The organism is Faecalitalea cylindroides ATCC 27803 (genome assembly GCF_000469305.1).
GTDB lineage: Bacteria > Bacillota_I > Bacilli_A > Erysipelotrichales > Erysipelotrichaceae > Faecalitalea > Faecalitalea cylindroides.
In genome coordinates, this window is the sequence record NZ_KI271016.1 from 13006 (window position 1) to 27514 (window position 14509).

The 14509-nt window shown below is 33.7% G+C and carries 17 protein-coding genes; 16 read left to right on the top strand and 1 reads right to left on the bottom strand.

Annotated features, from left to right (window positions below; all coding sequences use genetic code 11):
- The first annotated feature begins 160 nt into the window (after positions 1 to 160).
- The 13 genes from HMPREF0367_RS05970 (at position 161) to HMPREF0367_RS06030 (ending at position 10748) form a co-directional block, all read left to right on the top strand.
- Positions 161 to 832 carry a transaldolase family protein gene (locus HMPREF0367_RS05970; protein WP_035402255.1) on the top strand — a complete coding sequence of 224 codons (672 nt, stop codon included), beginning with the start codon at positions 161 to 163 and terminating at the stop codon, positions 830 to 832.
- Between the two features lie 41 nt (positions 833 to 873).
- Positions 874 to 1728 (top strand): DMT family transporter, encoded by an 855-nt coding sequence (locus tag HMPREF0367_RS05975; RefSeq protein ID WP_035402258.1) that lies wholly within the window; start codon positions 874 to 876, stop codon positions 1726 to 1728.
- Between the two features lie 2 nt (positions 1729 to 1730).
- Complete coding sequence (locus HMPREF0367_RS05980) at positions 1731 to 2129, top strand: hypothetical protein (protein ID WP_022355253.1); 399 nt, start codon at positions 1731 to 1733, stop codon at positions 2127 to 2129.
- A gap of 112 nt (positions 2130 to 2241) precedes the next feature.
- Complete coding sequence (locus HMPREF0367_RS05985; RefSeq protein ID WP_035402260.1) at positions 2242 to 2883, top strand: nitroreductase family protein; 642 nt, start codon at positions 2242 to 2244, stop codon at positions 2881 to 2883.
- The gene (locus HMPREF0367_RS05990; RefSeq protein ID WP_035402263.1) at positions 2883 to 3248 is read left to right on the top strand and encodes an ArsR/SmtB family transcription factor; all 366 of its coding nucleotides are present in this window, start codon (positions 2883 to 2885) and stop codon (positions 3246 to 3248) included. Before HMPREF0367_RS05985 ends, HMPREF0367_RS05990 begins: the two co-directional genes overlap by 1 nt.
- 93 nt (positions 3249 to 3341) lie before the next feature.
- Positions 3342 to 5891, top strand: coding sequence for an ATP-dependent Clp protease ATP-binding subunit (locus tag HMPREF0367_RS05995; RefSeq protein ID WP_035402265.1), 2550 nt, complete (start codon positions 3342 to 3344; stop codon positions 5889 to 5891).
- 105 nt (positions 5892 to 5996) lie between these two features.
- Positions 5997 to 6725, top strand: a complete 729-nt coding sequence (locus HMPREF0367_RS06000) for an NAD-dependent protein deacylase (protein WP_035402268.1) — start codon at positions 5997 to 5999, stop codon at positions 6723 to 6725.
- Positions 6718 to 7062: a DUF2200 family protein gene (locus HMPREF0367_RS06005; RefSeq protein ID WP_035402271.1), complete on the top strand. Its 345-nt coding sequence runs from the start codon at positions 6718 to 6720 to the stop codon at positions 7060 to 7062. The genes HMPREF0367_RS06000 and HMPREF0367_RS06005 overlap by 8 nt, the downstream gene beginning before the upstream one ends.
- On the top strand, positions 7050 to 7586 hold the full coding sequence (locus tag HMPREF0367_RS06010) for a YbaK/EbsC family protein (RefSeq protein ID WP_035402273.1): 537 nt from the start codon (positions 7050 to 7052) through the stop codon (positions 7584 to 7586). Before HMPREF0367_RS06005 ends, HMPREF0367_RS06010 begins: the two co-directional genes overlap by 13 nt.
- Before the next feature lie 17 nt (positions 7587 to 7603).
- Positions 7604 to 8230, top strand: a complete 627-nt coding sequence (locus HMPREF0367_RS06015) for an HAD family hydrolase (protein ID WP_035402275.1) — start codon at positions 7604 to 7606, stop codon at positions 8228 to 8230.
- A 142-nt stretch (positions 8231 to 8372) separates the two neighbouring features.
- Complete coding sequence (locus HMPREF0367_RS06020) at positions 8373 to 9548, top strand: SIS domain-containing protein (protein ID WP_035402277.1); 1176 nt, start codon at positions 8373 to 8375, stop codon at positions 9546 to 9548.
- A gap of 21 nt (positions 9549 to 9569) precedes the next feature.
- Entirely contained in the window at positions 9570 to 9998 is a 429-nt protein-coding gene (agaF, locus tag HMPREF0367_RS06025) for a PTS galactosamine/N-acetylgalactosamine transporter subunit IIA (protein ID WP_022355244.1), read from the top strand.
- Positions 9999 to 10082: 84 nt separating this feature from the next.
- Complete coding sequence (locus tag HMPREF0367_RS06030) at positions 10083 to 10748, top strand: hypothetical protein (RefSeq protein ID WP_035402280.1); 666 nt, start codon at positions 10083 to 10085, stop codon at positions 10746 to 10748.
- A gap of 22 nt (positions 10749 to 10770) precedes the next feature.
- Here the strand turns inward: HMPREF0367_RS06030 and HMPREF0367_RS06035 are convergent, their stop codons facing one another.
- On the bottom strand, positions 10771 to 11931 hold the full coding sequence (locus HMPREF0367_RS06035) for an AraC family transcriptional regulator (protein WP_035402282.1): 1161 nt from the start codon (positions 11929 to 11931) through the stop codon (positions 10771 to 10773).
- A 222-nt stretch (positions 11932 to 12153) separates the two neighbouring features.
- On the opposite strand from HMPREF0367_RS06035, the gene agaB reads away from it, so the two are divergent.
- From agaB to HMPREF0367_RS06050, 3 genes are read left to right on the top strand one after another with little or no spacing between them, the layout of a single operon-like run.
- Positions 12154 to 12630, top strand: a complete 477-nt coding sequence (gene agaB, locus HMPREF0367_RS06040; protein ID WP_022355241.1) for a PTS galactosamine transporter subunit IIB — start codon at positions 12154 to 12156, stop codon at positions 12628 to 12630.
- A gap of 26 nt (positions 12631 to 12656) precedes the next feature.
- A complete protein-coding gene (locus HMPREF0367_RS06045) occupies positions 12657 to 13466 on the top strand; it encodes a PTS sugar transporter subunit IIC (RefSeq protein WP_035402285.1) in 810 nt (269 codons plus the stop codon).
- Entirely contained in the window at positions 13456 to 14403 is a 948-nt protein-coding gene (locus HMPREF0367_RS06050) for a PTS system mannose/fructose/sorbose family transporter subunit IID (RefSeq protein ID WP_035402287.1), read from the top strand. Before HMPREF0367_RS06045 ends, HMPREF0367_RS06050 begins: the two co-directional genes overlap by 11 nt.
- The last annotated feature ends 106 nt before the right edge of the window (positions 14404 to 14509 follow it).

Here is a 14509-nt window from a genome sequence, read left to right on the forward strand (position 1 = left end):
TAGCATCGAGTGAGATGATCATTTGATCATCTCTTTTTTTTGCTTCAAAATATGACAGAATAGAAAAAAATACGAAAGAAAAATAATAATAAATAATAAAAACTCCTTTACAAATAATAAAAAACGATATATATTAAAGATGTGCTTAGGAGGACTTATCATGGAGTTAATCTTAGATTCAGCGAACATCGAACAAATTAAAGAATTGAATGAACTTTTGACCGTAACAGGGGTTACAACAAACCCTACGATCATTACAAAATCGGGAAAAGAACCTGAAGTGGTCATCAAGGAACTTATTGATCTATTGGATGAAGATCAATTGTTATTTATTCAGGCAGTAAGAACAGACTATGAAGGAATCATGGAAGAAGCAAAAGCAATTTCTAAACTTCGTAAGAAAAATATGTATGTGAAGATTCCAGTAACTCACGAAGGATTGAAAGCTATCAAAGAATGTAAAAAGTTAGGAATTCATACTTTGGCAACTGCAATTTATACAGCCGATCAGGCATTCTTGGCAGCTATGAACGGAGCCGAATATCTGGCACCTTATGTCAATCGTATGGATAATTATGGCGATGGTGTTGGAAATGTTAAAGACTTAATTGAAATGTTACGAGTAAATCATATGGACAGCAAAGTTGTTGCAGCTAGCTTTAAAAATACGCATCAAGTACATGAATTGATCAAAGCAGGCATTCAGGCTGTTACCGTACCATGTGATGTTGTCTTCAATATGATCGATCATCCAGGTACAAAGATTGCGGTTGGTGAATTCTGCATGAATTGGCAGAAAGCATATCATAGACAAGATTTATTTGAGCGATAGAAGTTCTTGAGAGAACTTCTTTTTTCTTGTAGAATACTCTCATGAGAGAAAAAGGGATTGTATTAACCAGCATATCGGCTATAGCGTATGGCTTGGTTCCGTTGTTTACAGTATATTTAATGGATGCTTCATTTGATGCGATATCAATAGGATTCTTTCGCTTTTTTTTGATGGGTCTATATACTTTTGTAGTTGCGTTGTTAACGCGTTCTAGTTTTAAGATGGATAAAAGTATGTGGCCATCTTTGTTGCTAGCGGCGATTGGTCAATGTGCCACCATCTTATTGTTGAATGTATCTTATGAAATGATTCCTGTTGGAAATGCAACATCATTGCATTTCATGTATCCTATATTTGTTTCCTTGATTTTGTATTACTATTATCGTAATCAGTTCTCCAAACGTCAGGTAATCGCGTTGTGCTTATCTGTTGTTGGAATTGTTTGTTTTATGGATATTAGCAACATGGGAAATCTTTTGGGGATGTTGCTTGCATTATGTTCAGGCTTTACGTATGCGATGTATATGGTTTTATTGGAAAAACATCATTTGACACAGCTTTCTTCATCTGTATTGACAACATATCTTTGTCTGATCGAATCTGTGGTCTTATTTGTATTGGGATTGACGCAGAATAGTTTTTCAATATCTTTTGATGCAAATATCGTATTTTATCTTATAATATTAGTAGGATTTACATTAATTGGTCAGCTGTTTCTGCAAAAAGGGACGCACTATATAGGAGCAGCCATGGCGAGTCTGTTCTGTCTTTTTGAACCATTGACTTCATTAATCTCCGGATGGATCTTTTTAGGTGATCCTGTTCGAATCATGAGCATTATTGGCTGTGGTTTTATATGTGTTGGTATCATGCAGATCATGACAAGAAAGGAATAAGAATGGTAATCATAGTTTGCCTTGATCAAAAAAATGGAATGCGCTTTAATCATAGACGCTTATCAAGAGATCGAGAAATTATAAAAGATATTTATAAAATGCTTTTGGATGCTCCCTTATATATGTCATCTCAATCTCAAATTTTGTTTGAAGATTATGATGGCAAGATCGTGGTCGATCCAAAATTCATGGAAAAAAGTGATATGTTCTGTTTTGTGGAAACAAGTGATTTTGATACACATAAAGTGGATGAAATCATCGTTTATCGATTTGATACAGTTTATCCGGCAGACGAATACTTTCCAATAAATCTAAATGAATATATCTTAATGGAAGAAAGTGAATTTAAGGGATATTCCCACGATGTGATCACTAAAGAAATATACTCAAAGATCATGTAGATGGCTTAGGCCATCTTTTTTAATGGTCTTGATATTCTTTACCATTGAAAAAAATGAAATATTCTATTGTATAATTTTTTAAACATTTGAACGAATAGAAAGAGGTGTAAGAATGCAAATGTTGGATTTAATGAAAGAAAGACATAGTGTACGTCAGTACTCAGATAAAAAGATCGACGGTGATGTGAAAACTAAATTAGACACGTATGTCGCATCAATCAATGAAGAAAGTGGATTATCGATGCAGATATTTTATAATGAACCAAATTGTTTTAATTCCATGCTGGCTCATTACGGAAAGTTTTCAAATGTTAAGAATTATATCGCGATTGTCGGGAAAAAAGAAGAACAGGAAAAATCAGGCTATTATGGAGAAAAGCTTGTGTTAAAGTGCCAGGAATTAGGTTTAAATACATGCTGGGTTGCCTTGACACATGGAAAGGTAAATGTACAAACAAAACCACAGCAAAAACTCTTGATCTTAATTGCGCTGGGTTATGGTACAAACACGGGTGTTGCTCATAAAAGCAAGCCAATTAAAGAATTATGTAAAGAAGATGCGTATCCTGAGTGGTTCATGAAAGGAATGGAAGCAGTAAGCTTAGCACCTACTGCCATGAATCAACAAAAGTTTTTATTTGAAATGAAAAATGGTCAAGTCTATGCTAAAGCTTTAAGAGGTTTCTATTCAAAAATAGATCTTGGAATCGTGAAATATCACTTTGAAACTATAACAGGTCACAAGGTGAGATAATGGATGCTCATAAAGAAATTGAGCAATTGGCTACAGATTTTGAACAATGTCGAAAGGTTTTGATTGCTCTTGGAGATGAGAACCGTCAACATATGATCATGGAAATGATGAAGATGAAGGATTGTTATGGAGTACGTGTAAATGATATTTCAAAAAAGACACATTTATCTAGACTGGCTGTATCTCATCATTTACAGATTTTAAAACAAGCCGGCATCTTGAATATGCGAAAGGAAGGAACAAAAAACTATTATTATTTTGATCCTGATCAAACAGGTTTTGAGTTGTTGATCAATGTTTTACAAAAGACGATATTCATTACTTCCAGTTTGCCTGATCGTAGTAAATCAAGTGACGAAGAATAAAAGTATAAATTTTAGCACTCTTTGCTTGACTCTGCCAAATATTGTGATATGATATTAGCAGTTAAAGATAATGAGTGCTAAGGAGGTGCTATTATGAACTATGAACAAATGTCAGAAAGGCTTCAGAAGATACTGGTAGCGGCTGTTGAACAGGCAAGAAATGCACAGCATCCAAGTGTGGATACAATTGATCTGTTGCAGGTGATTTTCGAAGATGATGTCCTAGATGGTCTATTTACAAGAATTAATCTAGATAAACAGCGTGCTCTAGAGATCATCGCAGAAGAAAATCAGAGAATCGTCAAAAGCCCTGCTCAAAATTTAAATTTCTCAAATGAAGTAAATAAGAGTTTTGAAAAGGCATCAAAATGGGCAACGGAACATGAGGAAACGTATCTATCAGTTGCCAGTGTTTTTCTAGCTTTGTTGTTTAATAAATCGTATATATCAAAACGTATTGTCAAAGAATTTAATTTAAAAGAAGAAGTATGTAAGAATGCTGAATTGGAAAGACGAAATGGTAAAAAGTTTGATACTCCAAATTCAGAAGAAAATGTGGAAGCTTTGAAGAAATACGGAAGAGATTTAGTACAGGATGTTCGTGATGGTAAGATAGATCCAATTATTGGTCGTGACGATGAAATTCGTCGTGTTATTCAGATCTTATCGCGTAAGACAAAGAACAATCCAGTATTGATTGGTGAACCGGGTGTTGGTAAAACAGCCGTTGTAGAAGGAATTGCCTGGCGAATCATGAAAGGGGATGTTCCAGAGTCTTTAAAAGAAAAAAGATTGATTGAGCTGGATATGGGCTCTTTGATTGCCGGTGCAAAATATCGCGGTGAATTTGAAGAGCGTTTAAAAGCTGTTCTTGAAGAAGTTAAAAATGCAAATGGTCAAATCATCTTATTTATTGATGAGATTCATAACTTAGTTGGGGCCGGTAAAACTGAAGGGTCTATGGATGCTGCAAATTTATTGAAGCCGATGTTGGCACGTGGCGAGTTACACTGTATAGGTGCAACGACATTCAATGAATATCGTAAATATATCGAAAAAGACGCAGCATTAGAAAGACGTTTTCAAAAAGTCATGGTTGCTCAGCCAAGTGTTGAAGATACAATCAGTATCCTTCGTGGATTAAAAGATCGTTTTGAAAGTTATCATGGCGTTCGTATTCTTGATGAATCTTTGATTGCGGCAGCCGTATTATCGGATCGTTATATCACAGATCGTTTCTTACCAGATAAAGCCATTGATTTAGTAGATGAAGCATGTGCTACTTTAAAAGTGGAGATGGAAAGCATGCCTCAGGAATTGGATGAATTATCTCGTAAGATTTTGCAATTGCAGATTGAAAAAACGTCATTAATTAAAGAAGAAGATAAGAAGGCTATTGAAAGGCGTCATGAAATTGAAGATGAATTGTCAAAATTACAGTCACAGCGTGATGAAATGCATTCACGTTGGGAAGATGAAAAAGCCGCATTGAATTCATCAAAAGAAGATAAACAGAAACTTGAAAAAGCACGTTTAGACTTAGAACAAGCTCAAAATGAAGCGCGTTATGAAGATGCTGCAAAACTTCAATATGGTATTATTCCTGAACTCGAACAACGAATTGCCAAAAGTTCTCAATTGGAAAAAGAAGACGCTTTGATTCAGGAAACAGTCGATGAAGAATTGATTGCAAAGATCGTATCCAGATGGACAGGCGTCGAAGTTTCTCGTTTAGTTGAAAGTGAAAGACAGAAACTTATTCATCTAAAAGAAGAGCTTGAAAAACGTGTTGTAGGACAAGATGAAGCATTAGAGTTGGTTTGTGATGCAATCTTGCGATCTAAAGCTCAGATTCAAGACGAAAATCGTCCAATTGGTTCTTTCATGTTCTTAGGGCCTACAGGTGTTGGTAAGACAGAGGTTGCCAAAGCTTTGGCAGAACAATTATTTGATGATGAACGTCATATCGTAAGGATCGATATGTCTGAATATATGGAAAAACACAGTGTAGCACGATTGATTGGTGCACCTCCAGGATATGTTGGGTATGAAGAAGGTGGACAGTTGACCGAAGCTGTACGAAGAAATCCATATAGTATCGTATTGTTTGATGAAATTGAAAAAGCGCATCCAGATGTATTCAATGTTTTATTGCAGATATTAGATGATGGAAGAATCACGGATTCCAAGGGTGTCACAGTTGATTTTAAGAATACGATCATTATCTTAACCAGCAACTTAGGTAGCCAATATGCATTTGAAAAAGATAATTATGATAAGTATATGGATGAAGTGAAACGTCATTTTAAACCAGAATTTATAAATCGTATCGATGAAATCATTGTCTTTAACAGTTTAGATGATGAATCCTTTATCAAGATCGCTCATAAATTTATTGATCAGCTTGTACATCGTTTAAGCTTACGTGACATTAAATTGAATGTATCCGATGATGTTTATCGCCAGATTGCCAAAATGGGCGTAGATCCAGTTTATGGTGCTCGTCCAATGAAACGATATATTCAAAGGCAAATCGAAACAAGAATTGCCAAAGCAATCATTGCTTCAAAGGTTGATAAAGATCAAACTATTGATTTGGATTATATTGATGATGACTATAGGATCACGATTCATGAAAATTAGTCATTTATTAAAGATCAACACAAAAATATTCGTGTTGGTCTTTTTTTTGATACTTTTCATCTTGGTTTTTTTCTTCTATAATTTCATTAGAAAGAAGGAAAAATTATGTCATTAAAAGAATGGATCAAAGAATCAAATAACATCGTCTTTTTTGGAGGCGCTGGTGTTTCAACAGAAAGCAATATACCAGATTTCAGAAGTGATAATGGTCTATATAAAAAACAATACCCTTATCCAGCAGAAGTAATGTTGTCACATAGTTTTTATGAATCAAATCCTAAAGAGTTTTTTGAATTTTACTTTAATCAAATGATATATAAAGATGCGAAACCAAATAAAGCACATTTAGCATTAGCGCAATTAGAAAAACAAGGCAAGCTAAAAGCTGTGATAACACAAAATATTGATGGTTTGCATCAGGCAGCTGGTTCAAAAACTGTGTATGAGTTACATGGGTCGGTTTTAAGGAATACATGTACAGGATGTCATGAAAAATATACTTTAGATCAAATGTTAGAATTTCGTGATGAAAATGGCATTCCTAGATGTCCAAAATGCAATCATATTATTAAGCCGGATGTCGTGCTGTATGAGGAAGGTTTAGATGAAAGAACCATGATGAATGCCATTCAGGCAATTGCACAAGCCGATCTGTTAATTGTTGGTGGTACAAGTTTAGTTGTCTATCCAGCCGCTGGATTGATCCGTTATTTTCAAGGAAAACACCTGGTGTTGATCAATAAAGATAAAACATCAATGGATGACATAGCGGATCTAGTGATTCATGATTCAATAGGAAAAGTGTTATCAGAAAGTGTTGAACTTTATGACTAGAGAATTAAAGAAGATGCTTTTTAAAGATATTTTTCCCTTATATGTAAATAAAGTCGAAAGAAAAGGGCATACAAGACAAGAATTAATAGATATGCTTAACTGGTTGTGTGGGTATGATGAAACAGATATTAAAGTTTGTATAGATAAAAATATAGACTTGGAAACTTTTTTCATGGATTGTCCTAAATTGAATCCAAACAGAAAGAATGTGACAGGTACTATCTGTAATGTTAAGATACAAGACATCGAAGATGAAATGATTCAAGATATTCGAATCATGGATAAACTGGTTGATGATATCGCAAAAGGAAAAAAGAAACAGATATGGAAAAGCTAGATGTTTTGAAACAAGGCAGACCATTGGATTGTGATTTAAAAGTAAAATTGTATTATGACATATTGGATGATTTACAGATTGCGTATCAGCGTCTTGATTTGAAGGATTTGTCTTTGAATGAAGATATAAAAAGAATTGATGATATTTTAGAAACAAGAGCAATCAAAAATCTATTGTTTCGAACGCTTTCAAAGAGAAATCCAAGATATTTTATGATCATCTTATTTAGTGATGAACGATTTGACACCCATGCATTTCGTAATAAATATCAATTACCTAAGATTGAAATGGTGCTAGAGGATGAATTAAAAAGTTTATTGCATACGCATTCAGGAGCTGTAAGTATTATTGAATTGTTTCATGATGTAGAGAATCAAATCAACTTATATATACAGAAGGATGTTTTAAAACAAACATATTTTCGCTTTCATCCAAATGATGAAGATACACTGCTTTGTATAAAGACAAAAGATCTGATGGAAACATTGCTCCCATTTCTTCATCATACGTGTCATATATTTTAGATTGTGAGGAATAGAACATGAAAAATGATTTTTGTTTAATATTTGATATGGATGGTACATTATGGGATGCAACAGGAAGCATCTTGAATTCTGCCAATGAAGTTCTGGAAAAGGAAAAAGGATGGAAAGATTATTTAGATCTGGATACATTAAATCGTGTCATGGGTTTGGAAATTGAGGAAATAGCCAATATTTATTTTCCTGAGCTGGAACAGGAAGAAAAAATGGATTTGATTTATAAGGTCATGGATAATGAAAACTTATATTTATCAAAACATGGAGGTATTTTGTATCCGAATGTTGAATCGACACTTCAGATCCTTTCACAAAAATATGATTTAATGATCGTAACGAATGCACAGGAAGGATATACAGATTCAATGTATCAATCCCATGGCCTAAAAAAATATTTTATAGATGAATTGACTTATGGAGAGACAATGAAACCAAAAGGCCAAAACATTTCTTTGATCATGGAAAGAAATAACTACCAAAAGGCTTATTATATTGGGGATACGCAAAAAGATAAAGATGCTTGCGAATTCGCTAAGATTCCTTTTGTGTATGCAAGCTATGGCTTTGGGGATGTCAAAGATTATGATAAAAAGATTGATTCATTCGAAGAATTGTTGAATTTATTTTAAAAAAATGTGAATCATATTGTTACTTCGTGAAAAAATAACAATATATTTGCATTTTTTATTTTGAATTAATCAAGAATATTTAAAATAGATAAAAAACAGTTATAATGTGATTGTAGAAATTTAATAGAAAAGGAGATAAAAAATGTTCGGAAAAGAAACTCAAGAATGGCAGGAAAATAATGGTATTTATACCGCAACAGAGATTGCTCAACAGCCTGCTACATGGAAAAAAACTATTGCTCAGATTAAATCTGAAAAAGAAGCTATTAAAGCTTTCTTAGAACCTGTATTAAGTGCAGATGACTATGACATCATTTTTACTGGTGGTGGAACAAGTGAGTATGTTGGTAATGCCGCATTTTCTTATGTAAATCGATATACGGGATATCATGCAAAATCATATGGTTCAACAGATATTTGTGAAACTCCTGAAAATTATCTTTCTAGAGATAGAAAAACTTTATTAGTAAACTTTGCTCGTTCAGGAAACTCTCCTGAAAGTGTAGGTTCAGTTCAGGTTGCAGATGAAGTATGTAAAGAAAATGTTTATCATCTATTTATTACATGTAATATTGACGGAGCATTATCAAAAGAAGCTGCAAAACGTGATAATGCATATGCAATCAATCTAACTCCAGAAACACATGACCAATCCTTTGCTATGACTTCAAGTTTTTCAAATATGTTATTAGCTGCAGTTTTGTGTTTCCGTTTGGATGATCTTGATGAAATGGAAGCAGAAATGCAGTCAGTCATTGAAAAAGGTCAAGAAATGATCGATGAAGGATACAAAGCTTTAGAACAATTGGTTAAAGACTTTGACTTTGATCGCATTGTGTATTTAGGAGCAAATGTATTAAAAGGAATCGCTCAGGAATCTCAGTTAAAAATCTGTGAGTTAACAGCTGGTAAAGTAACAACAACATTTGATAGCCCAATGGGATTCAGACATGGTCCTAAATCTGTTATAAATGATAAAACATTGACAATCGTTTACATGAGCGATGATGAATATCAGCGTCAGTATGAATACGATATCGTTAAAGAAATTTCTTCTCAAAGAAAAGCAAATCGTTTGGTTGCTGTAAGTGCGCATTCTGATCCAGAAATTGAAAGTATGGTAGATCTATTCGTAAACTTTGATTTGGATCATAAGAAAGATAATGTATTTTTAGGATTTGATTATATCTTAGTGGCTCAGATCATTGCGTTATTCAAATCATTGTCTTATGGAATTACACCAGATAATCCATGTCCATCGGGAGAAGTTAACCGTGTTGTTAAGGGCGTAACGATTTACGAATATAAAGCTAAATAAGGTTATAGGAGGTTAATAAAGATGATAGGATTAATTGTAACTGGTCATGGTCATTTTGCGACTGGACTTACAACAAGTTTAAACTTGATTGCTGGAGAACCAAAAGATTATGTTGCGGTAGATTTTGAGGCAACAGATTCTGTAGAAGATTTAGAAAAAAAATTAACAGCTGCCATGGATTCACTAAAACATTGTGATTCAATCTTGGTTTTGAGCGACCTTGCAGGTGGTTCGCCATTTAAAACCTCAGTTGAAATTGGTTTCCCTAAAGGAAATGTAGAAGTTATAGCTGGTACAAACCTTGGTATGTTAATTGAAATCAACTTAACTCGTACATTTATGGAAGATGTTAAAGATTTAGCAGCTTCTGCAGTAAATGTTGGTAAAGATCAGGTTGTACGATATGAATTTAAGCCTGTAAAACACGAAGAAGTAACAGACGGTATTTAAAAAAAATAATTAAATAATACGTGGGACTTAGTGTTCCCACGTATTTTGTTGTATAATGAATAATATTTTGAAAGGAAATGTTTTATGTCACGTAGTATAGTTATCGTTATTCTTGTTATTATCTTGATTGCTATCCCTATTCTTATGAGAAAGCTTTCATGGAAAAAAATGATTAATGCTCTTAACGACGTTGATTATAATCGATATTATGATATTATCGATTCTTTTTCATGCAAAATGACTTTTTCAGCGTTTGATCGTGAAAATATGCGTTTGTCTGGGTTTATTGCACAAAATCGAAAAGATGATGTTGAAAATCAGATAAAAATGATGATGAATATGCGCATCAAACCAAAACAAAAAGTGGCGTTAGGTACTCGAGGTTTTTATTATTATTTAGAGCAAGGGAAGGCAAAAAGAGCCAGAGATATGATTGATTTTGCTAAAGCAAATGGACCAGAATCGTCATATAAAGATTTAGAGCTTCAATATAGTATTCTCTTAAAGAAAGAGAGTAAATATATTGATGAGGTTAAAGCAAAAATAGATGCAATTTGGAATGGAAAAGATCATTTAGATGGAGACAAAAAGGTTGTTGTGGGAACTTTTCAATATTTAATTGGCTTGCAATATTCTTATAAAAACGATTTAGAAAATATGAAACTATATTTTGAACAGGCGTTAGAGAATGTAGCTGGAACACCTTATGAGGAAAATATTAAAAATATATTAAAAGAAAAAAATATATAAAAAAGGCTGAATCTCAGCCTTTTTATTGGTTAATGCTTTTTGCGTAATCTGTAGGGGATAATCCATATTGCATTTTAAATTTACGTGAGAAATAATGAATACTGGTAAAACCTAAAATGTCAGAGATTTCAGATATTGTTCTTTTATGCTCTTGAATCAAAATCTTTGCTTGACTCAGCTTAACGTTAGAAATGTACTGTTTAGGTGTTATATGAATATTTGTGCGGAATAAACTTTGTAAGGAGCTTCGCGAAATAGAAAATTTCTGGCAAAGATCTTCAACCGTAAAGCTTGAATACATATTGTTATGAATATAAACTAAAATTTCATTCAATAAGGTGTTTTCATAATGCTCCTGCATAGGATTGTTTGAAATAGCATCTTCCTTTTTTATATCAAATTGATAAAGAAGAATAAGCACTTCTTTTAAATAAAGTATTGCAAGTTCATAATTTAAAAATTGTTGATTTTGCATAACTTTCATAAATTTAGATAAAACTTGGTAGACATCTTTTCGTGTGTGAAAAATGCGATTGATTAATTTTTGTTCTAATTCACTGTGCATATCAAAAGTTATTGTTAGATAGGAACATGTGCTTTCAGAGTCGGTGGATTGTGTGTGAAACTGTCCTGGGTAATAAATGACTAAATCATATTTGTTCAAGACATACTCTTTACCATCAATTGTGGTATGTAGTTTTCCATGGTCAATGTATGTTAATTCGTAATAATCATGGCTTTCTCCAGGAAAGACATAGTTTGATTTACGGACTTGGTAATAACAAGTTAAAATTTCATGCACATCAAGTTTTGAGATAATAGGTTCATATTCATAAGGTTCATCCATTGTTTTTTGATTTAATCCGCTTGGTGCATAGGCAGTTTCAACTGTAGACTCATTTGAAATACTGATCATATTAAAAAAGATACCTGGTTTGATTCTTACAACACGATGAATAACAAATTCATCGTATTTAATACCATCTCGACTTGTTACTAATAAGACAATTCCACTTGTACAATTTAAGTAAACTGTAGTAGAAGAGTAGTACCAGGAATCAAAGTTTTTTGAATTTAAATGTAATGTACTTTGCACGGTAGATCCATTTTGACCTGCACTTTTCATTGAGTAAAATACATCGCCATAAGTCTGAAATCGATAATTCGTTGTTCGTTTTAACATAAATTCTCTCCTTTCTGCCAAAAATTTCAATAAATTTGTGAAAAACGAATGCAATTTTGAGTAAATTTTTAAGCTTATTAACAACATTTTTGGTTTCTTATATTAAAAAGTATAAACACATTCACAAAATGTGTAAAGTAAAATGTTCTTAAAGTTATATAATAATTACAGATAGATTTTTCCTCGAAAGAAAGCGCTATCACCTAGAAAGGAGAGAGATTTATGCCAAACATTTTGTTGACTAGAATTGACAACCGTTTAATTCATGGTCAGGTTGCAACTCAATGGTGTGGTGTTTTAGGTGCCAACCTATTGTTAGTTGCGAATGATGCTGTAGCAAATGATGAGTTCCGTCAGGGATTAATGAACATGGCTGCTCCAGCCTATGCACAGACTCGTTTCTTCTCTATTCAGAAGACAATCGATATCATAGGAAAAGCTAGTCCAGCTCAGAAAATTTTCATCATTTGTGAGAATCCACAGGATGTACTAAAACTTGTGGAGGGTGGTGTTCCAATTAAGAAATTAAATATTGGTAACATGCACATGGCTGACGGAAAGCGTCAAGTTGCAACAACAGTTGCAGTTGATGATAATGATGTTGCTGCTTTCAAAAAGCTTCAAGAACTAGGAGTTGAATTATCAATTCAGCGTGTTCCTGATACAGCTCCTGAAAGCACAGACAAACTTTTTAAATAAGTATTTTGAAAGGAGAAAAAGTTAATATGGGAGATATTAACGTAATTGAGTTAGTATTATTGGCAATTGCTACATTTATCTTTGCGATTGATCAATTCTCACTAACAGAAGTATTATATCGTCCAATGGTTGCTTGTCCTATTATGGGAGCGATTCTTGGTGATATCAATACTGGTTTAGTAGTTGGTGGTACTTACGAGCTTATGATGGTTGGTAATATGCCTATCGGTGGAGCTCAGCCTCCTAACGCTGTATTGGGTGGTGTAGTTGCAATGATTTTCGCCGTTAAAGCAGATATGGATGTTAATGCTGCTTTAGGTGCATGTATGATCTTCGCTACATTCGGTCAGTATATCGTTACATTGGTTTTCTCTGTTGCATCTGGTTTAATGGCTAAAGCTGATAAAGCTGCTGCAGAAGCAAATCCTAAAGGTATCACTAATGTATTGAACATTCATATGTTAATGTTAGGTTCATTGTTTGCAGTAATCGCTATCGTTGCTTATGTTGGTGGTACTGCTGCAAGCGATGCTTTGAACTCTTTAAGCGAAAATGCAAGCTGGTTCATGGGTGGTCTAAGTGCTGCTGGTGGTATGATGCGTTTCGTTGGATTCGCAATCCTATTGAAGATAATGTTAGCTAACGATCTATGGGGTTACTTATTAGCTGGATTTGCAATGGCATTATTATTTGGTGGTTTGGAATCAACAGCATCTGCTGCATTGATCTTAGTTGCATTCTTAGGTATTGCATTAGCAATTAATGATTTCATGCAAACAAAAAATATTAAAGAAAACGCTGGAAATGGAATGGGAGGTATGAGCGATGGAATCTAATAACATGACTCAATATAAAGATCTAACGCCTGCTCCTAGATTAGACAACAAAACATTGAATAGAATGGCTTGGAGATCTATGCAGTTACAGGCATGCTTCAACTATGAACGTATGCAGTCTGCTGGTTGGTTATGGGCTATTCTTCCAGGTCTTCAAAAAATCCATACTAATAAAGATGACTTAGCTACATCTATGACTCACAATATGGATTTCTTAAATACACACCCATTTATCGTTACATTTGTTATGGGTATCGTTCTTTCAATGGAACAACAGAAAATGGATATTCAGACAATTCGTTCAGTACGTATCTCTACTGCTGCTCCATTAGGTGGAATTGGTGATGCATTGTTCTGGATGTCATTAGTTCCAATCGTTGCAGGTATGACTGCTCAGATGGCTATTGATGGAAGTATCGTCGGTCCAATCTTGTATTTTGTATTCATCTTTGGTGTTGAAATGGCTCTACGTTATGGATTATTGTATTGGTCTTATAACATGGGTACTAAAGCTATTACAGCTATGACTAAATATGCTAAAGAATTTACTCATGCTGCATCTGTACTTGGTGTATTCATCGTAGGTGCTTTGATTGCTAACTATGGTGGAGGTACTAAACTAGGTATTTCTGTTCCTAATGGTGAAACAGCTGCTGAAGTTGAAAAACTTGTTGTTGATGGAAAAGAAGTAGTTACTGAAACTGTAACCGAAATGCAACCAGTATTTATCAATATTCAAGATTATTTTGATAAAGTATTGCCTTGCTTGATTCCATTATTATTAACATTATTGTGCTTCTTCTTAATCAAGAAAAAAGGATGGACTCCTGTTAAGTGCATCGGTTTGATGTTAGTAATTGGTATCGTAGGTGCTGTATTCGGTATCTGGGCTGGTGGATATCAACCATTAGTACCAGTTCCTTGGACTGTACTATAGTAAGAAAGGTAAAATTCTCTCTACCTTTAACGAATTAAACTTAAGCCAGGATTATTTTCCTGGCTTTCATTGTTTATTATCTTGATTTATATGCTTTTAAAATTAT